15 protein-coding genes are annotated in these 25,777 nt (G+C 49.2%); 6 read left to right on the top strand and 9 right to left on the bottom strand.

Features of this window, described 5'->3' with window-relative positions:
• Window positions 1-329: 329 nt before the first annotated feature.
• From purL to Pan241w_RS05930, 5 genes are all read right to left on the bottom strand, one after another.
• On the bottom strand, window positions 330-3,245 hold the full coding sequence (gene purL, locus Pan241w_RS05910) for a phosphoribosylformylglycinamidine synthase subunit PurL (protein WP_145212358.1): 2,916 nt from the start codon (window positions 3,243-3,245) through the stop codon (window positions 330-332).
• A gap of 74 nt (window positions 3,246-3,319) precedes the next feature.
• Window positions 3,320-4,201: a prephenate dehydrogenase gene (locus Pan241w_RS05915; RefSeq protein WP_145212361.1), complete on the bottom strand. Its 882-nt coding sequence runs from the start codon at window positions 4,199-4,201 to the stop codon at window positions 3,320-3,322.
• Between the two features lie 120 nt (window positions 4,202-4,321).
• Window positions 4,322-5,596 (bottom strand): outer membrane protein assembly factor BamB family protein, encoded by a 1,275-nt coding sequence (locus tag Pan241w_RS05920; RefSeq protein WP_145212364.1) that lies wholly within the window; start codon window positions 5,594-5,596, stop codon window positions 4,322-4,324.
• A 184-nt stretch (window positions 5,597-5,780) separates the two neighbouring features.
• Window positions 5,781-7,049, bottom strand: coding sequence for a DUF1501 domain-containing protein (locus tag Pan241w_RS05925; protein WP_145212367.1), 1,269 nt, complete (start codon window positions 7,047-7,049; stop codon window positions 5,781-5,783).
• Between the two features lie 3 nt (window positions 7,050-7,052).
• On the bottom strand, window positions 7,053-8,690 hold the full coding sequence (locus tag Pan241w_RS05930; RefSeq protein WP_145212369.1) for a DUF1549 domain-containing protein: 1,638 nt from the start codon (window positions 8,688-8,690) through the stop codon (window positions 7,053-7,055).
• Window positions 8,691-9,004: 314 nt separating this feature from the next.
• Between Pan241w_RS05930 and Pan241w_RS05935 the strand changes: the two genes are divergently transcribed.
• Complete coding sequence (locus tag Pan241w_RS05935) at window positions 9,005-10,285, top strand: DUF4013 domain-containing protein (protein ID WP_198000351.1); 1,281 nt, start codon at window positions 9,005-9,007, stop codon at window positions 10,283-10,285.
• A gap of 400 nt (window positions 10,286-10,685) precedes the next feature.
• A complete protein-coding gene (locus tag Pan241w_RS05940; protein ID WP_145212375.1) occupies window positions 10,686-12,797 on the top strand; it encodes an elongation factor G in 2,112 nt (703 codons plus the stop codon).
• An 83-nt stretch (window positions 12,798-12,880) separates the two neighbouring features.
• Here the strand turns inward: Pan241w_RS05940 and Pan241w_RS05945 are convergent, their stop codons facing one another.
• Complete coding sequence (locus tag Pan241w_RS05945) at window positions 12,881-16,873, bottom strand: hypothetical protein (RefSeq protein ID WP_145212378.1); 3,993 nt, start codon at window positions 16,871-16,873, stop codon at window positions 12,881-12,883.
• Window positions 16,874-17,454: 581 nt separating this feature from the next.
• Between Pan241w_RS05945 and Pan241w_RS05950 the strand changes: the two genes are divergently transcribed.
• The 3 genes from Pan241w_RS05950 (at window position 17,455) to Pan241w_RS05960 (ending at window position 22,341) form a co-directional block, all read left to right on the top strand.
• Entirely contained in the window at window positions 17,455-18,930 is a 1,476-nt protein-coding gene (locus Pan241w_RS05950) for a MotA/TolQ/ExbB proton channel family protein (RefSeq protein ID WP_145212381.1), read from the top strand.
• 68 nt (window positions 18,931-18,998) lie between these two features.
• Window positions 18,999-21,185, top strand: a complete 2,187-nt coding sequence (locus Pan241w_RS05955) for a hypothetical protein (protein ID WP_145212384.1) — start codon at window positions 18,999-19,001, stop codon at window positions 21,183-21,185.
• A 1-nt stretch (window position 21,186) separates the two neighbouring features.
• Window positions 21,187-22,341 carry a hypothetical protein gene (locus tag Pan241w_RS05960; RefSeq protein WP_145212388.1) on the top strand — a complete coding sequence of 385 codons (1,155 nt, stop codon included), beginning with the start codon at window positions 21,187-21,189 and terminating at the stop codon, window positions 22,339-22,341.
• A gap of 7 nt (window positions 22,342-22,348) precedes the next feature.
• On the opposite strand, the gene trxA is transcribed toward Pan241w_RS05960, so the two are convergent.
• From trxA to Pan241w_RS05975, 3 genes are all read right to left on the bottom strand, one after another.
• Window positions 22,349-23,212, bottom strand: coding sequence for a thioredoxin (gene trxA, locus Pan241w_RS05965; RefSeq protein ID WP_145212391.1), 864 nt, complete (start codon window positions 23,210-23,212; stop codon window positions 22,349-22,351).
• 61 nt (window positions 23,213-23,273) lie between these two features.
• On the bottom strand, window positions 23,274-23,771 hold the full coding sequence (locus Pan241w_RS05970) for a 6-pyruvoyl trahydropterin synthase family protein (protein WP_145212393.1): 498 nt from the start codon (window positions 23,769-23,771) through the stop codon (window positions 23,274-23,276).
• Complete coding sequence (locus tag Pan241w_RS05975) at window positions 23,768-24,670, bottom strand: triphosphoribosyl-dephospho-CoA synthase (RefSeq protein ID WP_145212396.1); 903 nt, start codon at window positions 24,668-24,670, stop codon at window positions 23,768-23,770. The genes Pan241w_RS05970 and Pan241w_RS05975 overlap by 4 nt, the downstream gene beginning before the upstream one ends.
• A 165-nt stretch (window positions 24,671-24,835) precedes the next feature.
• Here Pan241w_RS05975 and Pan241w_RS05980 point away from each other — a divergent pair, with 165 nt between their 5' ends.
• Window positions 24,836-25,768, top strand: a complete 933-nt coding sequence (locus Pan241w_RS05980; protein WP_145212399.1) for a dihydrodipicolinate synthase family protein — start codon at window positions 24,836-24,838, stop codon at window positions 25,766-25,768.
• The last annotated feature ends 9 nt before the right edge of the window (window positions 25,769-25,777 follow it).

The following is a 25,777-nucleotide window of genomic DNA, read 5'->3' on the forward strand; positions in this document are numbered from 1 at the left end:
AAGGTAAACACTGCTTAGCACAGATAGTTCCGTAAGTTCTATCGTAATGCCTGAGAAGGGACTTTGCGACTATAAACCAAGAAATTACAGGGGTTTCCTTCCAATCTGCGAGCGTTCACGAAAGGCAGGATTTTCTCTGAAGAATGCTTCGAATACAAGAAACAAAAATTCAGACCTTTTTGCCTATTTTACTCGACCCGGGTGGGTGGGGAAGCCTTATTTTGAAGCTTCCTGTCGAGATTGACTGGAAAGACTCTGTTAAGCCGGCCTCAGCCGATCGATTTCCAGTAGAAAACATCAGCGTGTATCCACACAGACGGGGTGACTCATCAGTCCCACGCCAATGGATTTTTCCAGGCGACTTTCAACTCATCCAGGCTGGCATTGATCGCGACATTACCCGAATTGCCTTTCACAGTGAACTGGCGGCTACTGATGACTTCCCCGATTTCGACCAGCGGCAGTTTTTTAAAGCAGGCCTGTAGCGCCTCGATTTTATCCGGGGCAACTTCGATCAAAAAGCGGGTGTTGCTTTCTGAGAATAGCAGACTGGGGGTTGAAAGCTCAAGTGCTTCGGGAAGACGCGTCGGGTCCAGTTTCATTCCAAATCCACCAGCAAAGGCCATCTCAGCCGCTGCGACAGCCAGTCCGCCTTCACTCAGGTCGTGACAACTTCTCACGAGTTGTTGCTGAATGGCAGCGTGCATCGCTTTGAAAATTTCCGGTGCCTCATCTTTATCGACGTGTGGAACCTGCCCCCCTTCCAGTTGATTTACAAGTGCAAAGTGGCTGCCTCCCAATTCATCCTGTGTCGAACCAACCAGGAAAATCCGGTTGCCGGGTGCTTTCAAGTCCATCGTGACTGCTTTACTGACGTCGGCAATTTGTCCGATGGCGCTGATTAAGAGTGAAGCGGGGATAGCGACAGTCTCTTTTTCCCCTTGTTCATTCTCATATGAAAACTCGTTGTACAAACTGTCTTTACCACTGATAAAGGGAGAGCCGAAGACAATTGAGAATTCCTGGCAAGCCAGGGCTGCGGCAACCAGGCTGCCTAACGTCTCCGGCCGGTCGGTATTTCCCCAGCAGAAATTATCGAGAATCGCAATCTTCGCGGGATCTGCTCCTACTGCGACGCAGTTTCGAATGGCTTCATCAATCGCAGAGGCCGCCATCCAGTGGGTGCTTAAGTCTCCGTATCGGGGATTCATGCCACACGAGATGACCAGACCGCGGGTTGAAGTCAGATCAGGGCGGACGACGGCGGCGTCAGAGGGACCGTCATTCTGGACTCCGACTAACGGTTTCACAACGCTGCCAGCCTGCACTTCCTGATCATACTGGCGAATAATCCACTCTTTGCTGCAGACATTCAGTGAGCTTAAGATCGAAAGCAGGTCGTTGGTATGATCGCCATTTTGTGGAGGAATCAGAGGGGTAAAGTCTGGGGTTTTGTAAATGGCTTCACGAATTACAGGTGGTCGGCCATCATGCAGGAACGACATTTCCAGATCGGCCACAGTCTGCTCCTGATATTTGAGAACCAGATGATTGGTATCAGTAAATTTTCCAATCACCGATGCTTCGACACCCTCACCAGCGCAGATCGCTTCGAATTCTTCCCAGTTTTCGGGGGGAACTGCCAAAACCATTCGTTCCTGTGCTTCAGAAATCCAGATTTCGGTATAGGACAAGCCAGCGTATTTCAGCGGGCATTGATCCAGCCAGACTTCAGCGCCCGTCTTTTCTCCCATCTCTCCCACTGCGCTACTGAAACCTCCGGCGCCGCAGTCGGTAATGGCCGAAAATAACTCTTTGTCGCGTGCTTCCAGAATGACATCCATCGTCATTTTTTCGGTAATCGCATTTCCAATTTGCACAGCGCCACCAGACAGCATTTCACTTTCTGAAGTCAGTTCGGCAGAAGAAAATGTTGCGCCGTGAATTCCATCCCGTCCGGTGCGACCGCCGACAGCAACGATATAATGCCCGGGTTGTGCCTGTTGCTTGGCAGATTTTCCTACGGGCAGCATTGCCACGTTGCCACAGTAGACGAGCGGATTTCCGAGATAGCGTTCATCGAAGTAAACCGCGCCATTGACAGTCGGAATTCCCATGCGGTTGCCGTAATCGCGTACGCCGGAAACAACACCGGTGGCAACAGCTTTGGGGTGTAACACGCCTGCTGGAAGTTCGTCGTAAGAAATTTCCGGAGGGGCAAAACAGAAGACGTCAGTATTACAAACTGGTTTGCCTCCGAGTCCTGTTCCCAAGGGGTCGCGGATCACGCCGCCCAGTCCAGTATTCGCACCACCATACGGCTCCAGTGCTGACGGGTGGTTGTGTGTCTCCACTTTAAAGCAGACATCCTGCTTGTCGTCGAAGGTGATCACGCCGGCGTTGTCGGCGAATACACTGACACACCAGTCTTTCTCGCCAAGTGATTTACGAATTTCCGTAGTGGCGGCAAAGATCGTTTCCTTGAGCATGTTCTCAAAATGCAGGTCGCGCTCTTCATCCCGAAAATGAATTCGTCCGGCCAGTGTTTTGTGAGAACAGTGTTCACTCCAGGTTTGTGCGATACTTTCCAGTTCGACGTCGGTTGGATCTTTTTCCTGACTGACATAGTAATCTTTGATGGTCCGCATCTCTGTCAGATTCAAGTAGAGTTGACCTTCTCGGCTAAGCGTTTCCAGTTGCTGGTCATTCATGGTACGAATGGGGATCGTAGTCAGTTCAAACGTGTATTCACTGCCCAGTTTGATGGTGTCCATACTGAGAGGTCCACGGACCACGTGTTCGATCGCTTCGTTCGAAAGAACCTTGGCCGCCATCCGGTCCATTTCTTCAGAGCTCGCATCAGAGTTGACCCAGTACTTGCGGCAGGTGGCGACATTTTCGACCGACAGGCCTATATCACAGATTGCCTGCCGGGCACTGTTGGCGACATTGTCTGTCACACCCGGCTTGAACAAAACATTAAGAAGCGGTTCGGTTTCGGTCGCTTCGGATGAATTGCTCGACAGCATGCGAATTTCAAACGTTTCGACAATCGGATCGGAGAGCAGGGAACGGGCAATCTTTTCTACGTCGGCTTGATTCAGATCACCCTCCAGCAAATATGAGTGTGCGGCCTGTACAGAGCGAATGGAACTGGTGCCGAGCACCTGGCATTCTTTCAGAATCCGGGCACCTTCACGGTCGATCTGGTTCTCGGCAGGTTTGATTTCAACTTCGCAAAGCATGTGAATTCCAGTTACTGTTTAATCAAGTCAGAAAAATGAATTTATTCGATTACAGCCATCGCCCCAGACAAACGCTATTGTGGACGGGCTGAATTTAATGCATCGTGATTCTTTTTACCATCTTCCAGAAGTTGGCGCAGCAGATTTTCGTCATGGTTTTTGATGGCATCTCTTAAGCGGTGTAGTGATTGGGTGTATTTATCAATACTGTGCACAACGGCTTCACTATTACTGAGTAAGATATCGAGCCAGATTGAGGGGTCACCGGCGGCAATCCGGGTCGTATCCCGAAATCCGGTTGAGGTAAATTTTCTGTTTTCTGCCGTCAGGGTCATGGCTAATGCGGAAGAGACCACGTGTGGGAGATGGCTGGTTTCAGCGAGGATTTGATCATGTTTCTCAGGAGAAGTCTCCAGAACATGCATCCCCAACGCTTCCCAGAATTGTTTGACTTTGGCGACTGCCTCTATGGGGAGCGAAGCGTCTGGTGTGATCACACAGGGGCGATGCTGAAACAGATTAGGGTCTGCGAATTCAAAACCGGCTTTTTCCGAACCTGCCAGGGGATGCGAGGCGACAAACGTCACTCCTTCAGGAAGGCTTCCATAAAGGTCTTCGCATATTTTCTGTTTGGTGCTGCCTACATCGGTGATGATGGTTCCCGGGCGGCTATGTTGCGCCACCGTTCGGATGAATTGCACGATCTGGTTGACGGGTGTGCAAACGATGACCAGATCTGACTGGGCTGATGTCTCAGCGATATTCGTGGTGCCACGGTCCAGTAAGCCAGATTGTTGAGCCGCGCGCATGCGAGAGGGATTCCGCCCTGCTCCCAGGACTGTTTTGGCTATTTTGCGGCGTCGCGCTGCCGCTGCAATAGAACCTCCCAGCAGACCGACGCCAATGATGCCGATCGTTTTGAAGAGGTAGGGATTTTCTGTCGTTGGTTCAGTCATGCCTCGTATTGTAGAAGCCCCGAATCGGGATTTCCAGCGGCTCGAAGGCAGTATCAGCGAGCTGATCGAAAAGTCTCACGACGCTGTAAGTTATTTAATCGTTGTCTTTTGTGATGCGTCTCATTTGTGATCTGAGATTCGATAGAGGTAGCCGTTTGTTCGCAGGTAGATACTACCTTCGCTGACAGCGGGAGAGGCATTGAATAAGTCCTCATCGGTTTCGATTTCGTTCCGTGCCAGCTCCTTATATTCAGGACCCGCATTGAGGACAACGACCCCATTCTCCCGGGTTGTGATATAGAGCTTACCGTCGCCGAGAACGATGGACGCATAGAGTCGGGACTTGGTCGGTAGCCGGTTCTTATAGACCACTTCTCCATTTTTCGCATTCAGGCAGAACGCGATGCCGCGATCGCTGGCCCAGTAGAGATGGTCCTTAAAGAAAACGGGAGAAGTAACATTCGCACCAACGTTGACTTCCCACAACTTGTGAGTTTTAGTGACATCGCCGCGACCTCCCGGACGAACGGCAATACTGCGATTACTACGACCGCCCAGACAGTACAGAATTCCCTCGTTCTGAACAACAACGGGCACGACGTAGTCTTGAATGCCTTCACAGGTCCATAGTTTTTTACCTGTATCTGGATCAAATCCCAGAATCTGATTTTTCTGGTTCACGACCAGTTCCTGTTTGCCGCCCGGCACATCCACAATTGAGGGAGTGGTCCAGGCACGGACAATATTCTCTGCTTTCCAGGCAATCTCGCCGTTGCTTTTCTTTAACGCGTAAACAGTATCGCTTTCAATACTGGCATTCACGATCACAAAGTCTTTGTACAGAATCGGAGACGAAGCAGAACCAAAGCCCGCGGTTCCTTCGCCGACGTCGGCTCGCCACTTGAGTTTTCCTTTCAAGTCATAAGCGACAACGCCCGAGGTACCAAAAAAGGCATAGACGCCGGTCTCGTCACAGGCCGGAGTTCCACTGGCGTAGCCGTGGTCGACAATTCGTTTCGTGATTTTCTGAACCCGATTCAAGGGAGGCACCGATTCATCCCACATGATTTCACCGTTCTGTCGATTGACTGAGATGACGTGCAACCGCAAATCAGACGGGTTGCCATCATCTTCTGTCGTGAGACCGTATCCGGTATATGCGGTGAGAAACACCTGATTGCCAAATAGAACCGGGCTGGAAGATCCATGTCCCGGCAATTTCGTTTTCCAGACAATATTCTTCTCGGCATTCCACTCTGTCGGTAGGCCCGTGGAAGCGGAAATCCCATTTCCGGAAGGGCCACGGAATTGGGACCAGTCAGTGGCCGGGAGCGAAGTCAGATTTGTTGTCGCAAAAGCCAATAACAAAATCACTGCGGAAAGAATGCGGCTCATGTTCAAATTCCATTGGAAGATCGAGGGTGGGGAGAAAGTTCACTCAATAATGAAACAACGACAGCCGAAGCTGGTTTCGCTGTTTCATCAAATTAGAGTGTTTTAGTCTTCCAGGCAAGCATTATTCCTGGTTCTGCCTGAATTATTCCGGTGAACAGAGGGATAATGGAACTAGCTGGCTGGCTCAGATCAGCTTTTCAATGGGCGTACCGTCACTGAGAGCCAGCGGACGACCGATGGGAGAAATCAGTTCTTTCTTATAGTCGATGTTCAGATTTTGCAGAATTGTCGCGTAAAGATCCTGAATTTGAACTGGCTCGGTCGGTTTCTTTTCTTTGCCGGTCGGATCGGTTTCTCCGATAATTACATTCCCTTTCAAGCCGCCGCCCCCCACGATACAGGAGAAACCTGTGGGCCAGTGATCGCGGCCCTCCAGTGGATTGATTTTGGGAGTGCGACCGAATTCGCCGATGCAGAGTACAATCGTCGAATCGAGCAAGTCTCTCGACTTCAGATCCTTGAGCAGACTGGAAAAAGCAGGGTCGAGCATCTTCGCCTGGGTCTGGTGTCCGGTAAAGTTATTGGCATGACTGTCCCAGCCGCTGAGGTTGACTTCAATGGAATGCACGCCTTGCTCAACCAGCCTGCGGGCCACCAGGCAGCCTCTGCCGAAAGAAGAGTCTCCATAAGCCTTGCGGACTGACTCCGGCTCTTTCTCAATTTCAAACGCGTTGAGCTGTTCGGAACTCATCATGGTCAATGCACGGTCGATAGTTGACTGGTGCAATGTTTTTTTTGTTTGAATGGTTCTGCCTTTTTGAAATGCCTGGGAGACGATATTTAAATTTTCCAGACGGCGATTCTGTCGTGGGGATTCGACACCGGCGCGCATGTTGCCAATATTTTTCCCCGGATCCTGCACACGGAATGCGTCAAGGTGTCCGCCAAGATAGCCGCCCCGAGCGGGGAACTGGGTATTACCCATCGAAATATGCTGGGGGATTTCAAGACTTTGATTGGGGGTTTCATGTGTGATGATTGCCCCCAGTGCCGGGTAGACAGTTGTTGGTTCGGGACGGTAACCTGTCTTGAGATATTTAGTGCCGCGTTCATGATCGCCTTCTTTGGAAACCATGGAGCGAATGACCGACATCCCGTCGAGCTGTTCTGCCAACAGGGGATACATATCGGAAATCTGGAGTCCAGGGACTACGGTTTTAATCGCGTTTCCCGGACCGCCGATGGCTGTTCCCGGATGTGGGTCCCAGGTTTCCAGCTGGCTGGGGCCTCCCCCCATCCAGAGAACGATGACCGATTTCTGGCGTTCGGGACCTCGTTTTTGTGCTGCTTTCAAATCGAATCCGGGCAGCATAAATGAGAGCGTGCTGCCCACGGCGACTTTACATAAGTCGCGGCGGTTGAATTTGGTTGATAAAAAAGTGGAATCAAACATGGCTTAATGGTTCCAGGAAAATTCGGGTGAATTATAAAGAGCCCAAAACAGGTCTTCGGTGATTTTCTCGCGTTGTTTCGGATTTGAAGCAGTCTGATATTGTTTCAAAAAGTGGTCTCGTTCCAGGCTGGTAGGTAAGCGGGTCAGGCAGACTAAGAAACAGGTTTCCACCCGTTTTTCATCTGAGATATCCAGCTGTGAAACTCGCCCGACTGAATTCAACATCGAAGCACTGCCGTTGTCTCGAGCGAATTCGCCGTTCATTCTGAGCAGAGCCTGGGGAATCGTGCCGGGAAAATCATTGAGTTCGTCACTACCCAAATCACCGTACTCACGGACAAAATCAATCTCGGAGAAAAACCGGCGTCCTCTCATAAAGAGATTCGAATTCTGATCGATTGTTTTTAACGACGAAGCCTGCAGCATGGATCCAATAATCTGTTCAGGACGCAAACGGACGAGTGGAAACAGCGCCCAGGCATCAGTGGCGCGTTCAATTTGTTCGCTGTCATCGGTTTGAGAAGTGGAAGACAGTCGAAATGGTTTTGATGCGACAATGGTTTGAACCATGCGTTTGATGTCATATCCGTTTTCGCGAAAATCCTGTCCGAGAATGTCGAGCACATCTGGATCCGATTCAGTCAAATCGGTGGGAGCGGGCAGGTCGTCCACGGGATTAAAATAGGGAACACCAAATATTAATCCCCAGAACCGATTGGCGGCAGCCCGTTCAAATCTACGGTTTTGACGATGTGTGACCCACGCCGCCAGTTTCTCCCGCAGAGTCCCTTTTTCCGGCAGGCACTCATTCAGAAAAGGGACCTGCGGAGAAACAGTACGTTTTTCTAGTGTCTCCCGGTCTTCCACTTCATATTTCAGTTCCTCGTTCTGTCGTACCCCGAGAACCTGAATTTCAACTTGTCCATAAAAGGCAGTCAAACCTTCAAAGTCGGATTGTTTCCAATGATCAAAGGGATGGTCATGGCATTGGGCACAATCGATTCGCTGTCCTAGAAAGGCACGCACCGTGCTGCCGGTTAACTTGTTGCGATCAAGGTTACCGTCAGCGACTGCTGATGTAATAAAATTCGTTTCGGGATCACCGGTCCAGAGTCCTTCACCGGAGATCAACGTGCGGACCAGTTCATCGTACGGCGTATTGGCTTGAATCTGTTCGCTGAGCCAGGCTTTGAATCGATCACGACGGAAGATAATAAACTGACCCTGTTCCACGCCGACATAAGCACGTGTGAATCGTTCTGAAAAATAGTCGGCAAAGCGACGGTCTTCCAAGAGTTTGAGGGTCCAGCGTTGGATTCGATCTGCTCCCTGCATCGCTTCGAATTCACGGAGTTCCTCCAATGAGGGAATCGTGCCATGCAAGGCCAACGAGAGCCGGCGGAGCAGCAGGTAATCATCTGTCGTTTCAGTGGGGGTAATACCCTGTTCGGACCATTGATTTTCAAAAACCTGATCGACCTGTTCGACAGTACTGATAATAGAATTGTCTTCTGGCAGGGCAGGTGCTTTGGGAGAAATGGCAACCGGGCTGCTGGAAGCCCAGGCGACCAGTGAAACAACCAGACCAACAACACAGAATGGCAGGCAAGCGATTTTCCAGTTGTGGGATCTTGGCTTCATAAAATCATCTCTGAATAAATGTGAAGGCACTTAAGAGCGTGAAACGGTTTCTTTTTTCACGCGTTCTGTTAATCATACCAGATTGGCAATTCGAAAGTTTCAGTGATTTCTTGAAACTTGGGGCTTTTTTTCGAGTATCACTCATTAGGCAGATCAGGAGCAAGATATGTTTGCTTCTCGATTCAGCAGAAATATCTGTTATAATTTAGACTTACCTATTCGCAGGTGGTATTTTGAAAATGCATGCTGATTCAGGGGACGCGATTCATTTACGATCAAACCCCCGAGTATCTGGGAACCAGTCGGAGCCTCTTGTGACTGAGCACGCCACACAAGAAAATGATTCTGAGGATGCACGAGAGGCAGGCTCTGTGACAGCCAGTGAAGTGATTGACTTCCTCCCGGATGCCTCTAAAACCGAATCAGTAAAGACTGAGATCGATCTGTTTTATCCTGATGAAGTTGTCGGAAACATTCCCCCTTTTCCTCACTTATTCCGTCATCCGATCAAAGCAACCTTCTGGCTGATGCGAATGGCGTTTGGTATTGCTTGTCTGGTTTTGTTTCTGGCAGTGATTGCCGCGATCCCGATTGTCAATTTTATTGCTTTGGGCTATCTGCTGGATGTCGAAGGCCGGGTGGCACGTACGGGAAAAATTCGACTGGCATTTCCTCTTCTGGATATCGCGCCGCGACTGGGAACAATTGTGATTGGCATAGGTCTCTGGATGATACCACTGTTTCTACTGGCAGGTGCAGCCGCCGACGCGCGACTGGTTGACCCAGGGGGACAGAGTGACCAGACACTACATTTTCTGAATCGTGTTGCCTCGATTCTGATTGCCATTCATCTCTGTCTGGCGTTAGCCCGTGGTGGGAAATTTTTCTGTTTCGTTCGGCCGCTCAAAAATTTAATCTGGTTTATCAAACAGCTTCGAGCCGGTGGTTACTTCGAACGGGCTGCTCTGAATGTGAGCGACTTTGTGGCATCGCTGAAACTGGGACAGAATTTTTCACTGGGACTACGCGGTTTTCTGGGCGCCTTTATCTGGCTGGTGATTCCGTCATTAATGTTTTCCGCAGCGAGTGCTCCGGAAGGAGGGCAGGGAGGTCCTGTTCTAATTACTTTGCTGGGGGGGCTCAGCCTGGTGATTGTGCTGGGATGGCTGCCTTTACTACAGGCTCACTTTGCTGCAGAGAATCGTTTTCGCGCGATGTTTGAATTGAGAACGGTTCGTCGTAAATTCAAACGGGCTCCCTTAGCCTGGATGGTAGCACTGGTTGTCGTATATGTTTTGTCTTTGCCTCTGTATCTGTTTAAGGTGGCAGCCCTGCCTCGGGATGCGGTTTGGGGAATTACTCTGATCTTTGTGGCAACGATTTATCCAACAAAACTGCTGTTGGGTTGGGTCTATTACCGTGCCTCTGCGCGGACAAAAAACGCCTGGTTTGGGTGGCGCTGGTTAGGCCGGACGATCGTGCTGCCGCTGCTGGCCGTTTATGTGTTTCTCCTGTTCTTCACCCAGTTCATTGGGATTCACGGTAGTGGCGTGCTCTTGGAGCACCATGTATTCTTATTGCCAATTCCCTACTAAAGTGATCGACCTGCAGGGGTAAGCCTCACTGTCTACTGGCTTTGTGGAAAGTCTTGATTTGCATTGACCGCTCGCTGTTAACTGCCTGTTTTAACGCAGCCCTTTGTTTTCCGGTGTGCAACCCGATTTTTCAGAAAATCCTTTCGCCTTTTAAAAATCAAAAAGTTATGATTTTGAGAGAGGAAGAATTGGATAGAATTAAAGTAGAGAGACCATTCAATTCGTAATCAATCGCAGAATTGATCCGGGTTTCATCCGGAAATCCGGTTTAAGGATATGCGGGGAAAAGTTCTTTTTTTCCCGGCACACACGTTCGCATCATTTCCTGGCTAAGCGTGTTGCCTTTAACGGAACGGAGGACAATTGCGCCTGGCCATTCTTTTGAAAGGCAGGACGAGCGATGAACGAATACAAGGTAGATGACGTTAGGAATGTGGCATTGGTCGGCCACGGGGCTGTTGGCAAAACAACTGTAGCCGATCTTTTACTTTTTCAATCTGGTGCCTCTCCACGACTGGGGTCTGTCGATGAAGGCACAAGCCTGCTGGATACTGATGAAGAAGAAATTGATCATCGGATTTCCATCGCGTCCACTCTGGTGCACTTTGATTATGGTGGCCACCATATCAATCTGATTGATACACCTGGTTACCCGGATTTTATCGGGCAGGTTTCCGGCGCATTACGTGCTGTCGAAACCGCGTTGATCTTGTTGAACGCCGGGCATGGCGTGGAAATCAACGCATTACGCGTGTCCAAAATGGCGCAGGATGCCGGCATTGCCCGGATGATTGTGCTCAATAAATGTGATACAGAAAATATCGACTACGATTCCCTGTTGAATTCCGTTCGCGAAACATTCGGTTCTCACTGCATACCAATTAACCTGCCGGTTGGATTGGGAGCCGATTTTAAAGCCGTGCATGATCTTGTGAAAAATGCACAGGCATCCGAAGAGGGAGTTTTAGGGGACCCGGAAGGCACACGCCAGGAATTGATTGAAGCCATCGTCGAATCGAACGAAGCGTTATTAGAGCGATTCTTTGAGGGAGAAGAGCTCAGTGCTCAGGAATTGTCGGCTAATATCCCTAAAGCTATGGCAGCGGGTACGTTGATTCCCGTCTTATTCATGAGTGCCAAAACGGGTATTGGCGTTGCCGAGTTTATGGAAGCCATGTCGAACTACACATTGTGCCCGCAAGATATTAAACGCATGGAGCAGACCAAAGACGGGCGTTCCGTTATGCTGGATCCTTCACCAGACCAACCGTTTGTCGCGCAAGTCATTAAAACCCGTATCGATCCCTTTATTTCTAAAATGAATTATCTCAGGGTCTTTTCCGGTAAGTTAAATAAAGATTCTTCGGTTGTGAATGTACGTACCGGAAAATCGGTCCGATTGAATCAGCTACTTGATGTGCAAGGCGGGAAACAGGAACCCGTAGATGAAGTAACAGTTGGAGATATCTTTGCCGTTGCAAAAGTCGATGATCTGAAGCTGGGGGATACGCTTGCCGCGGATGTGAACGGTGACGGACTTTCACTGCCGGAAATCAAATTTCCACATCCAGTGGTCGGGCTGGCGGTAGAGCCGAAAAGTCAGAATGACCAGCAGAAAATATCTGGCGCGCTTCACAAAATTGAAGAAGAAGATCAGACCTTCCATGTGATTCATGATGAAGAAACGCATGAGATGGTCATGCAGGGGATGAGTGAACTGCATTTAAAGATCGTACAGGAACGACTGCTGCATCGAGATAAAGTGGAAGTCGTCACGCATCAACCGAAGGTGCCATATCGGGAAACGATTATGGGAAGCACAGAAGGCAGCTATCGACATAAAAAGCAGTCAGGTGGCGCAGGACAATTCGCTGAGGTCCATCTCAGACTCTCTCCAATGCCACAGGATGTGAATCCGGAAGAGTATTTCACAAAAGCAAACTTTGATCATCTCAGGTCTTATCATTACGATCCCGAACTCAATTTTGCATTTGTGGATCGGATTTCGGGAGGTTCGATTCCGAATCAATTTATCCCGGCTGTCGAAAAAGGAGTCCGCGAGCGGATGAAGCAGGGCGTGGTAGCAGGCTGTCAGGTGCAGGATCTCATTTGCGAAGTTTACTTCGGCAAAGATCATCCGGTAGACAGTAACGAGACGGCCTTTAAAATTGCCGCCAGCAAGTGCTTTTCTGAACTGTTTCAGAAATCGCGCCCCGTTTTACTGGAGCCGATTGTCAAAATTGAGATCCTGATTCCTGAAGAAAATGTTGGCGATATCAGCAGTGATCTTTCCAGTCGCAGAGGGCGCATGGAAGGGATGCAGGTCTCTCCCGGCGGCTACGAAATTATTCAGGCACGGGTTCCGCTGGCCGAAATCATGACGTATGCCCGTACCCTTTCCAGTTTGACGGGGGGACGGGGAACTTACGACATTGAACTGAGTCACTATGAAATGATCCCACCGAATGAACAAGCAAAAATCATTGAGTTACTCAATAAAGCCAATGAATAATTTGTGGCTGCAATTGATAAGAATCGCCTGCAGGAGATATTGTTTCTTCTGCAGGCTGATTTTGAGTTTTTATAGTTTGCGTCTTATTTCTTTTTTTTGCGACTGCGCGTGAGCGGTTGGTTCCACTGTTTCAATTGTTTTTTGATGTCGTCCAGAGACATGGGGACCGGTGAGAGTTTGATTTGCGTTTCGATATCGTATTGCTCACTAGTTACTTTTTCGTCCAGACGGTCAATTTCGTCTTCCAGATTGCGCATCCAGTCTGGAATGTCAATTCCGGAACCAATGGTCGAAGCCAGGTAGCGCTCTATTTCTTCCTGCAGAATAGAAAACGCGGCTGACTCTTCATTCCCATTTGCAGCGTCTTTCATGGCTCGTGGTACCAGAGCCATCATGCGGTTCACCGCCAGGGGTTTTACAAATCGCTCGTTCAAATGATCTGAGATCAATGGAAGATTGATTTTGTATTTTGATTCCGTCTGCTTCAATTTCTTGAGATGCTTTTTTGCCATCTCTTCAGAAGTCGCTTCAAAAACGGCCTCCCAGATGAGAGCCGATTCATTGCGGTCCTGTTGGGCGAGGACCTTATGGGCGATCAATAAGGGAACCATTTTCCAGTCATCACGTTCATAGGCGGCTTCGATTCGCAGGAAATCAAGCAGGCAGTAAAACATTTCACCATAGTCTGACTGGGTGGTTGTGCTGTTGTATTCAACAAAACGATCGAATTTATCGATTACGGATTCAAAAATGACTTTAAGATTAGTGACTGCCTCTTCGATGTCAACTTTGCCATCTTCCAGGTCGGTCAGCAGCGCCATAGGGTGGGCTGGGTCCTGATACTCTGCCAGATAATCCAGATATTGTTCGATCCCATTGTGCAGAATGGTTCGCAGATTACCGAGTGTCAGATATTGTGCGTGAAACAGATCGGCTCCATAAAGTTCAATGAACTGTTTTACTTCCTGCCAGACAAAATCCTGATTCAATGCTTCGGCACTGGAAAGTCTCATCGTGCGACTATGCTTGAGCCACTGTTCACGATATTTATTAACCAGCTGCTCAGCAATGTTGATCAGTTGCTCGTCGTCCAGCTGTTCTGTTTCCCAGGAATGCGATGACCGGATAATCGCTGAGAGCGTGCTTCGCAGAGCCGTCCGGAACAACCGATCAAATTCACTGACGGCGATTCCTTCCGGACGTGAATTGCGTTCCATGCGATAGGCTGTTTTCAGCAGTTGCCAGGTTTCACGCAGCAATCCCAGGTTGGGAAGTTGTGAAAGCAGAAAACGGAGAATCATTTGCAGTGATCGGACTTTTAAGACAACATTTGGTTTACCTCCCTGGTCAATGGGAGTGTATAAGAGTGGAGTTTCCACGATATTGCTTAGAAACGTGGGGAATTCTCGTTTGATCAGTTCGACATCTCGTGTCAGGACGCCGCGATAAATGGGAACCAGCAGGCTTTCATTCTCTGAGAGTTCGGATTCCGCTTCCGTTTGTGGCAACGTTGACACCAACATTAAGCGCGCCGAACGGCAATTGACCGTGGTGATGATGATGGCGTGCATTAAATAGTATTTTGTCTGGAGTTGCAGATCGTATTCGATGTTCGAGTCATGGTCGCCACTCGGTTTGGGAATCTGGTAGTTCCAGATGGAGTTCAACAGAACGACCAATTCCTGTTGTAAGTGTTCGGTATGTTGTATCCAACCTGCGATGGACTCCCGGGTTTCCTCATTCAATACAGCAGGTTTTTCTGAATTCTCGGAAGAGACGAATTTTGTTTCGCAGAAAAAAGCCGCTGACAATTGCCAGAGTTGTGAGAGCGTATTCAAGAATTTGAGACGCGGTTCAAGCTGCCGATTGATCGACTCGATTTCCGTATTGCTGGGAGAGAATCCCGAGTCCATCATCTCGCCTTGGATCCCATCGTCGGCACTGTCACGAAACGTCACATTTTCATAAGCAGCATCGAACAGAGAATCTTCTTCGTCGGGTTCTTCTGGATCAATTTCAAACGGATCTTCAATTTCTTTTTCAGGGATCGGCAACACGGCGTCAAAGTTGGGCACGGACCAGTAGTCAGCAGCATTGGCTTCCAGGTAGTCGAACATCTTACGGATCGAGTGGCTGTTCGCAGGAATTGCTTCAGGATCGACATTTGAAGTCAGCTGGCGCATCCATTGCAATAGAACGGCATGAATCGAATACGGTCCCGATTCCAGACCAGTCTGATCGACCTGGCTGAGCCACTGCATAATCAGTCCGATGGCGGCCACATGATCATGTTTTTGGAGGAGAGCATCGACGGTGAGGGCATAGGCTTTGGCAGATTCAAAACGATCAACGTGTTGTCGCCAGAAGGAGATATCTCCCACGGCTTCTCCGCCGCTTTTCCACTCGGTCAAAATTTGTGAAACATGCGCGGCTGATTCAAAGGAATCCTGACCATTCACATGTGGTAGATCTTCCACTGTGGTAGTCGCGTAGCGGTCCCATTTCTCTGCCAGTTTTTGGAACCGGTCGGAAATCTCCAGCTTCAATTGATTGTTTCCCTGCGCAGCAGCTTCGCTGAGCGTTGCCGAATAGGCGGAAAAAGTTTCTTCCATTAGATCAAGCAGAACTTCACTGCGTTGATCAGGGATGCTGTCTTCGCGGGAAATAAACAGCGGGAATAGCCCCTGAAATCCCAGAATGTTCCAGGGATCTATCAAGGCGCCACATTCAATGCCTCTCGTCAGATGGTCTTCTATTTCGGGAATTAGCTTCCACGCCTGTTCCAGCTCATACCGTTCCAGATGCAGGTGGACCATCGTGATCCTCCATTGAATTTCACATTCAAATCGCACCGAAGTACAAGGGATGACGGCCGCTTCACAGCGGGCGGCGGCGGAGAAACCCATCCGCGCATAAATGCGGGATAGCTGGCGATGCTGCACCTGTTGTGCACCATAGCGGGCCAGATGTAGATTCAGATAATGGCGGATATGCCCGAAAGGTTGTTGTGACTGTTTTGCTTCTTTGAGCAGTCGTTCGGCACGTTTCCCTGTAGCGGAAGCCAGCAGACGATTGTAATAGTCGTCTCTCTGTCGGGCGACTCTGGGAAGGAGAGAGGTTAAACTGGTATCACTGGCGTGTGTATCGGGGCCGCAACCGCTGATGGAAGATGCCATTAACATCGTACCACTTAATACCGCAGCAGCATCTTGTAAACGTTCTTCAAGCGGGATATCTTCGTTCTCATCAATCCAGGCCAAAAGCGAATCGAGAATTAATCGGCGTATGACAAAGCGGCGATAGTATCCCTGGTTGTCGATGACGTGTGGGTCCCACTCGCCGAACATGTAGTTAGTACGCTTGTTAACAGGATGCAGATGATCGTGTGCACGGAGGTCAATGGCGATTTCATCCATCTTGTCTAAGCTAAAGTAAGCCTGGTGCAGCAGGTCATCGGGTGTATTTTGCAGCGTCTTGATAGTTTGTTCGATTAAGCGTTGATATGAGCCTGAAGCGACACCACTCTCACAAAAGTAAACAGGCAGGGGCCTGAATTTTTCATGCGGGTAGACCTGCATCTGGCGGCCATTTTCCAGAACGGCCACGGGACGGAAGCCGACGAAGTCGTTTAATCGGTTGATCGTTCCCGATACGACTTGTTGTGTGGGCTCCCAGGGACCTCCCTGTTCCAGCAGTGCTTCGAACAGGACTGCCAGAAAATAAGGCTGAATCAATTCCTGCTCAGTGACATGAAACAGCAGGTCTCGGTGATGCTGCCTGTATTGTGGCAGACATTCCTCAAACGCAATCTGGATCACACTTTCAGCTTGCTTGATTTCCTGGAAAGCTCCTGTAGTTCCTTCCAATTCTTTTAAGTGCGAAATTAACAGCAGTTCAAGCGTTTGTGTGGTCGGTGGATGCTCCCATTCGGAAAAGAGCTGGTTCCAGTTCAAGCGAAATTTGGGATCTGGTTTTCCATTAGAGAAGTTTAGATACCCCAGGATTTCCCTTGTGACGTGTTTATCAACAGTGGGAAGCGTGTCCTGGTCCGATTTTTTATTTCGCGATGCAGTCATATTAGTAAACGTGGATGGTTGAATCAGATAATAGAAAGAGACAAGCGAATCATGTGACTCGTCTGCAGTTAAACAGGCTATTTCCTCCTTGAACAGTCCCAAAGGGCTGAATCCCCGAATCAATTATTTTTTTTAGCGATCCGACGTCAAAAATCCATCCCTTCTATAGGTTCTAACTGCCAATTTCAAAGGAGTTTATCGCTAAATCGATAGTAAACGGTACCCTGGTCATATCACTACTTTTGGGTGGTGTTCGCATGAGTATTTTGGGTTACTTCCTTCTTCTCAATCCGTTGTGCAAGTTTCCTTCAACTCGACTGTCATAATATGACGATTATAACGAATGTGCGTACGACTCAAGTGGGCTTTTATTGTGTTCCTTTCAGTTAAAGGGATCAAAACCGACGTTGGTAAATGGCGATGGGCGAGGGATTTATCTGATTCGTTCAAAAGCATCTTAGGTGATGCAGTTCTCGCCGATTTCAGCAGCGACAGCTTTCAAAAAAGTCTCAGAGTCTATGCAAGATTCTGATTTGAAATATTGACAGAATAAATGTGCCTTAAAGGATGTGAACAGACAGATGGAACACTTGGAATCACTGCCGGAAAGTGAAAAAGAAGATCACTTATTAAACTGGTCGAAAGCAGTTCTGAAGTCTCCGCTTTTTTGGGGGGCTGCTGCTACATTTGGCTTTTATGCCCTGATTCCACATCTCCCCGTGTATCGATCGTTGATTGATCGTTATTTCTGTAGTCACCCACTTGAATACGCAACAGCGGCCCTGTTTTTCATTGGTATGTCCATTATCGGTGTCAAGGGCATGGGCATGCTCAGTCAGAAAAAGTCTCTGACAGACACGAAAATTGACTGGGAGACCATTGGTGAAATTGAAAATCTGGATGATCGGATTGACGTTTTTTCCGATCAGGTTCAATCGTTGCCAGGCTGGATTGGCGAGACTTATCTAGGCAAGAGACTTCATGACACGGTTTCCTATGTGAAAAGCCGTCACTCAGTCAAAGATCTCGATGAGCATTTAAAGTATCTGGCCGAACTGGCAGCCGAGCAGGTGCATGCCAGTTATTCACTCATCCGCACAATTACCTGGGCCGTCCCGATCATCGGGTTTTTGGGGACCGTGATCGGGATTACGATCGCCATTGCGAACGTGACTCCTGACCAGTTGGATACGTCTCTTTCCGAAGTGACCGGCGGTCTGGCCGTCGCGTTTGATACGACGGCTCTGGCTTTGGGGCTGTCTTTGATTCTGGTTTTCTCCACCTTCATCGTAGAACGCATGGAGCAAAAACAACTTGAGCAGATCGAATTGTTCGGGATTCAGAATATTGCATCCTGTATGAGTGTGTCTGAGAATTCTGTCAGTCCGCTTGAGTCGGCAGAAGTGGAAGCGGCACAGCAACTGGTACAGCGGACCGAAGAGATGATTCAGCGTCAGACCGAGCTCTGGCAGCAAAATCTTGAAGGATTGCGCAGCCGCTGGTCGGAGATGATGGAACGGCAGCAGGTCACTTTTGACGATTCCATGCAGGAAGGGATGTCAAATACACTGGGGAGTCACTCATCCCAGTTGGAATCACTGCGAAACGAATTCTTAACCGCTTATCAATCGACGACAGAACAGATTGAATTGATGCTGACACGTTGGCAGGATCAACAGAAAGAGTCGAACAGCCATTTCTCAACGCATCTGGCTCAGATCTGGAATGAAGTACATCAGGATGTCATCTCTGCACAATCCCGTCAGACTTCACAGATTGAGCAGGCAACCAAAGAGATTGCCGGCGAAGTCAGACAATGGAATCAGCAGTTAAAAGACACATCGGAAGTGTCATCGCTACAGATTGAAGCTCTAAATTCACAGAGTGAAAACCTATTGAAGATTGTAGGGCAGGAAGAGCATCTGGTGGGCTTGCAGAAACGGTTGGCGGAAAATCTGGATGCCATTCGTGCAACGGAAACCTTTGAAGAAACATTGCACAGCTTAAGCGCAGCCGTCCATTTGTTGACGGCACGATCCAGCCGAAATGCTGCCTGAAATTGAAATGCGGATGTTGTGATTCTCAAGTATTTTTTCTGAACGAAGTGATAATTCCGGTTTGATTCATGAGCAGACAAGGTCGCGAAGCACGTTCGGTATCGCTATTTCCATTCTTAGCGGTTCTCATTTGTGCTATGGGAGCCTTAATCTTCCTGCTGGTCGTCACCACACGCCGTATTCGTCATCAAGCTCTCATGCAGGTCCAGCAAGTGGTTGTAGAAGAAGTCGTTGAAGACGATCTCTATCCCCCGGTCCTGTTTGCTGCTGAGGTCGTCGAGCCGGAACCGGCTGCCCCGATTATTACCAAAGTCCAGGAACCGGAGCCTGTTCCGGAACCAGAGCCGAAAGTCATTAATCTGGCATTGGAGAAGGAAGCACGGTTAAACGCATTGAATCGCGAGAAAGCAAAGAAACTCGCTGCTTTGAAATTACAGAATCAGAATTTGATCCGTTTGAAAAATGAATTGAGTCAATCGGAAGCTGTCTTGAATCAGAGTAAACAACAGATTCAGTCGTTGCAGGAAAAAGATTCTGAGCTCAGTCAGAAAATGGTTCAGTTGAAAGATCAGAAATTGCGCGTGGCGGAGCTGCTTCAGGAAGAATTGCGAACATTGCAGCAGAAAAAACAATCACAACAGACGGCACGCAGCAAATATTCCATCATCACTTATGATGGCCAGACAGGCACCGCCAAACGACCGATTTTAATCGAATGCACAGATAAAGGGCTGACCTTTCTACCGGAAGGGATCACATTAACGCCGGATGATCTCAAGGAATTTACACCTGGCTACAATCCGCTCTTAGCGGGAACACAGGCCTTGTTTCAATACTGGAAAACAAAAGATGGACGTACCGATCAGGAGCCCTATGTTTTGATATTGGTTCGCCCCAGCGGCAGTGTAGGGTATTATGTCGCACGAAAATTGTTGAACAATCTGGATCTGGATTCCGGCTATGAATTGATTGATGCCGACTGGGATTTCGCATTACCTGAAAAAGATCCGAATGCAGAACAGGTTTGTCAGTCTGCCATAGATCGCGTTTTAAGAGAACGCAAAAATCTGGTTTCGCAACTCCGTCAAAACAGTCAACCTGGGCCGGGGGGACGTCGATTACAGTTTGATGCACGAACGGGAACGGTGCGCGTGATCGAGCCTGAGGAAGAAGCCGGAACGGGAACTGGGGCAAGCCGTGGATCGGGGCAGTTGGCAACGGGAAACACGGGAAATGCTTCCGCTGGATCGCGATTCAGTGATGTCTTAACACCTCGGCAGCAAATGGCACGGGCGGAGCATCTGAGAAGTGTTGCCAATCAAAAGCATATTGTTTCTAAAGAAGGTACGGGGAGCAACGAGTCAGAAAAATACGGGCAAGGGGCAGGCGCTGGGAGAGAGGAATCACGGCAGCGCACGACGGGACTGAAAAGTCTTCCCGGCAGTCGTCAGGGAGCCGAAGTGTATGACCTGGCAGATTTGAAAGAACCGAAAGGTTGGAGCGGGGAGCGTGATTCGAGTTTGAAACAGGCAAAAGTGATCGGCCGTGATCAGCTCAAAGAAATGGCCGAACAACATCTGGTTCCATTAGATGCAGCCCAAGGGAAGCAATTTACTAATGCGCGCGATCCACATGGGACAGGACAAGAGGAAAGTGGAACAGCTCCGAATTCCTCACAGAATGGAATGGTCGAAAACCCCTTCCTGAAAAAGGGATCACAAGCCGGAACAGGCCGTTCGGATCAACAGTCCCAGAATGCAGCGTCTCAACCTCGTCTGGAGCGGATTCCTCCCGGGAGATCCGCTTCCGGAGCAGGCAATGCCACTACCTTATCACTCAACCGCAATAGACGCTCTGGTGCTTCTTCCACAATTGAATCCTCAAATAACAGTCGGTGGCAGCCTGCTCAGTCACGTTCCGGAATCGGCTTTGAAAGAGAAATTACCGTGCAGGTTGGAGCGGATCAAATTCTGGTCGGAGGCGAAAAGGCAATTCGAGTCGATCAGGGAGTCACTCAGGAGCAGTTGCTACAGTCGATGATTGTGGTGATGGATCAGTACGTCGAATCCTGGGGGCCTGCTCCCAAAGGGTTTTACTGGGTCCCTACGATTCAGTTTACAATCAGTCCCGGTGGTAATCAGTACTACGAACGGTTGAAATCTTCAGCTCAGAAAATGGGGCTGCAGACGGAGGCAAAATACACACTGGATCCTTTGCCGGTCTCTTCTTCACCCTTGTCCGGAAAGGGGCAGTAACATGAGCCGCCGCACACCTCAAGGAGAAACCGGTTTTGGTTCGGATTCATTTCTGGATATCGTTGCCAACATCGTTGGAATTCTGATTATTTTAATCGTGATTGCCGGTGTCCGCATGAGCCAGGCTCCTGTGACCGTTGCAGAGAATGAACCAGCAAGCCCGCCTCAACCGGAAGTGATCGACGCCGATCTGGAAGCCTTTCTTCCGAAAATTGAACCAGAGCCACCACTGCAGGAGCCGCCTGCCTTAATCTTGTCTCAGCAGGAAACAAAACGGCTGGAGCCTCAAAAACCGAAAGTAATTTACCAGCATCCATCACCAGAATTGTTGAGTGAATTGCAGAAGCTCGAAGCAGAGTTGATCCGCCTCGATCAGGTAATGCAAAACCGGAAAGTCGGAGCGCAGGAATTATTACAGCAAAAACAGGCAGTGAATGGTGAAGTACAAACTCTGGTTTCTCAAATTACTCAAAAAAGTGATCATTTGGAGAAAGACTACCAACAATTGCTGGGGCTGGTCAAAGAGACAAAAGATACCAAAAAAGAGTTAGAGCGGGTTGTCGCTCAGGCTAGAAAGGTGTCCGCACCACAGGAGCAGGTCAAACAGCTCAAACATCGTTTAACTCCCGTCAGTCAACTGGTAACCGATAAGGAATGGCATTTTTTGCTCTCGGAGAATCGTGTCTCGTATGTGCCAATCAATGAATTACTGGGTGATTTGAAAGATCAGGTAATGAAACGAGGAAGCTGGCTAGCTAAGTATCGAGAGCATCATGGCAAAGTTGGTCCCATTCGTGGCTACACCATGAATTACGTTGTCGAACGCCAGGCGCTCTCAGCCATTGATCAACTCAGAAATGGCGGGAGCGGAGGTTTTCGAGTGGGAGTAACCAAATGGGAGATTGATCGAAATGATGATGTCAGCGGAGAGGACCTGGAATCTGCGCTTCAGATTCAGTCACATTTTTATCGTGCATTAACGGATATCGGATCCGGTTCTACACTCACTTTCTGGGTTTACCCTGACAGCTTCGAGTTGTATCGCAGTTTACAGAAACATGCGCATTCTCTGGGATATCAGGTTGCCGGACGTCCGCTGCCGTTTGGTGTGCCGATTGCAGGTTCTCCTGCAGGAACCAGATCCGCAGGGCAATAAAGGTGCTTTAATATAATAGGGTTGCCAGCTTCCTGCGGTAGGTACTCGTCAAAGCAGACTGAGGGCCTAACAAGTCAAAGATGCGAAGCATCGTCGCTTTGGCTTCCACCCCAGCTCCCGCTTTGTCCTGTTCGATAATCGACAGGCAAATTTCGAGCGCTTCCTCGTGTTTGTTTGAAATAGCCAGTGCATCGGCCAATGCAATTTTTAGATCAGGGTTTTCCGGATCAGCTTCCAGTGCAGCTCGGGCAGCTTCGGCTCCACCGGCTTCATCCGCTGCTGCTTGCAGTTCCAGTTGAGATTTGAGTTGTTCTGCCTCTGGTTCTAGAAATCCCCGTTTTTCCAGTTCCTGAATGATCTGGGAGCATTCGTCAAATCGGGACTGTTTGGCCAGGACGGCTCCCATTCGTAATTTGATCACGTCATTTTGAGGATCCAGGTCTGCAGCCTCACGATATTTGGCTTCAGCCGCGGCAGGATCTGATTCTTCCAGAATTTGTCCTTCCTGAAGTAACATTTCTACGGGCGAAGGAACAAGTCGCGTAATCCATTCTCGCAGTGATTCTTCAGGCAAGATACCTTGGAAGTGATCAACGGGTTGACCGTTCAAGAAGGCAACCACTGTAGGAATGGATTGCACTTGGAATGCAGCTGCTAACCCTTGTTGTTCATCAATATTAATTTTGGCCAGACGAATTTTTCCTTGGAACTCTTCAACCATTTTTTCCAGCAGAGGAGCCAGCTGCTGGCAGGGACCACACCAGGGAGCCCAGAAATCAATCACAATCGGTGTTTGTTCCGATTGCTTAATCACTTCTGTTTCGAAGTTTTCTTCAGTGATATCTATGATCCATGCAGAGTTTGCTGGCATGAGTGAATTCCTTGGCAGTGAGACAGGTTTGTATTGTTGTTTGAAAGATAAAGTTTCAGGCTTAAGGGACTTTCAAATGGCAGATGGCCCATTGCCCGAAGTTTTCTTCCACTTCAATCTGTACGAGATCGATCTGGCTGGATTCATGCGATCCTATCACAGTCAGCAGTTGCTGGCCAATCCAATGCGCAATTAATTCAGCAGTCGTATTTGCAACAGGTAGCAGAATACAATCTTCTCTGGGGAAAACCCAGCGTCGGTCTTCAAACGTTGCCTGGACTTCGTTGTTCTCTTCGATGACCTGAATCATAGGGTGATGAGTAGGCAGTAAGACACGATGATCGAGCGCATCCACGGTTTTTTGTAATTGATCTCTTAAGGCAATGAAATCAAAGACGTAACCATTTTCATCCAATGGACCTGTCAATTCAGCGGCGACCCGCCAGTTATGTCCGTGCAGTCGTTCACAAATAGTGCCATTAAATGTAATAAAGTGTGCCGCACTAAAGACCAGATGGTCTTTAGTGACGCGTACTTTATATTGGGGGGCTTGATTCATTGTTTGTATTCGTTTTTCAAGTCTGGTTTCATCTTCGAGGGAATTTGTCTGACTATTGTATCGAGCTCCGGCGTTGGAATAAAACCATCCCGCAGCGCAACAAACAAAGCTGCCACAATCAAGTCGGCGGTGGTACCGGGATTGCGCTGATTGCCGTTCTGGCGCAACCACGCATCGAATTGTGAAAGGCTCGCTGTGTAGTCCTCAGCCTCTAATACGGTTCTCGCACGTGCAGCAGATTCCGCTGCTTCCTCCAGACCACATTTACGTGCGATCAGAGTATCCGGAAACTCTGACATCAGCCGAAGTTGTAAGCGAATGACGGCTTCTCCCCAGTCAGCACCTTGGTTCCAGAGCTCTTGCAGGGCCGGTACAGCCAGCTCCAGTGTGATGCGAAACGCATGTGCGAATTCCCTGGCGACTAAATCGCGGTTCGCCGCCAGGCACATGACGTCGCGGAGTGTGCCCGTTGGTTCCGTCGCGACGTCTTCCGATTCGGTTTTCCCCAAGCCTCCTGGTTTGGCAATCCGGATTGCTTCATAAACTTCTCTGGAGTCCTGAATGGTCAATTGATCCAGTACCGAGTCAATCCCGGCAGCGATGGTCTGTTCCTGGGAGACTGCTGCCAGCGGCGTTAGTAGAAGCACCATGCCGAGATTCGAATTACTCGGGATGACTTTCTGGGTTTCGCTGATGCATTCCTTGATGATGGGGCCAATCGTGTCTGGCGTCGCGTGAGCCAGAATCGGAGCAATCACAGCAGCCGATTTCAAAAAATCTGAATAGGTTAAGTCTGGAAAAGCCGCTTCAGGGTGTACGTTTCCTGGCTTTTTGGCAGTCGCTTCCATCAGGCACGCGAGGTAGATCCAGTGTTCGAGTTGTTGATTATTTTGACTCATGTGACTCGGTTTGATTGATGGTTAGCAGAAAACTGCGTACAACAGTATGTAAAGAGTCTTAATTATTCTGCTCTGCTTCTACTGGGAGTTTTTAATTTTGCAGGATGGTCTCGGAGAAATGAAGTCTCCGGCAACTTGATCTGCCCAGGTAACAGGAATTGATTTATGAGCCCTTCTATCGAGCGACAACAACTGCAAACCGTTCATATCGTGCCCCTGACCGCGTTTAATGAGAACGATCAACTCAATTTGGATGCACAGGCGGCGCATACAGCTAAATTGTATGAAGCCGGGATGCGTGTTTATCTGCCGGGGGCTGGTACGAGTGAATTTCATAGTCTGCGTCCAGAAGAGATTGTGGAACTTGTGAGAGTGACACGCGAAGTCACGGGGCCGGACACGTTGATTTTTGCCCCCATCGGGTATCAGGTGGGTATCGCTCGTCAGACTGCAGTCGATTGTATCGAAGCAGGTGCCACAGGCATCATGTTCATGCCGTTCGCGCACCCCTATATGAGCGATCGGGGGGCAGAAGAATATTATCTGAGTGTGATGGATGCCGCCAATTGCCCGACACTGTTCTACAAAAAAGCGGAGATTCCCACTGACGCACTGCTGTTGGAATTAGCCTCTGACGAGCGGTCGGTCGGGGTCAAGTATTCAGTGAACCAGATGCATCAGTTCCGGACAACGGTGAGTGCAGACAAACATGGTCTGGAGTGGATCTGTGGTTCGGCAGAACGCTTTGCCCCTTATTATATGCTGGCTGGATCTGGTGGATTTACCAGTGGTGCAGGTAACGTCTGCCCGCATTTGTCACTGGCGATGCATGCCGCTTTTGCCTCTGGCGCTCACGCAGAAGGGATGCGGATTCAACACCAGATTCTGCCGATTGAAGACTATCGGGCCAGGGCAGGGGACAGTTTCAATATCAGCATGTTAAAGTATGCAATCAGTTTAACAGGGGCCGACTTTGGTCCTCCTCGACCACCGCAACGGACTTTGACTTCCGAGCAGGAAGCAGAGATTCGTGAGTTGATGGAACCAATCCTGGAAACCGAAGCTGAGTTGGCGCAACAAAAAAGCCCCGTTTCGTAAAACGGGGCT

This window comes from Gimesia alba, from assembly GCF_007744675.1.
Taxonomy (GTDB): domain Bacteria; phylum Planctomycetota; class Planctomycetia; order Planctomycetales; family Planctomycetaceae; genus Gimesia; species Gimesia alba.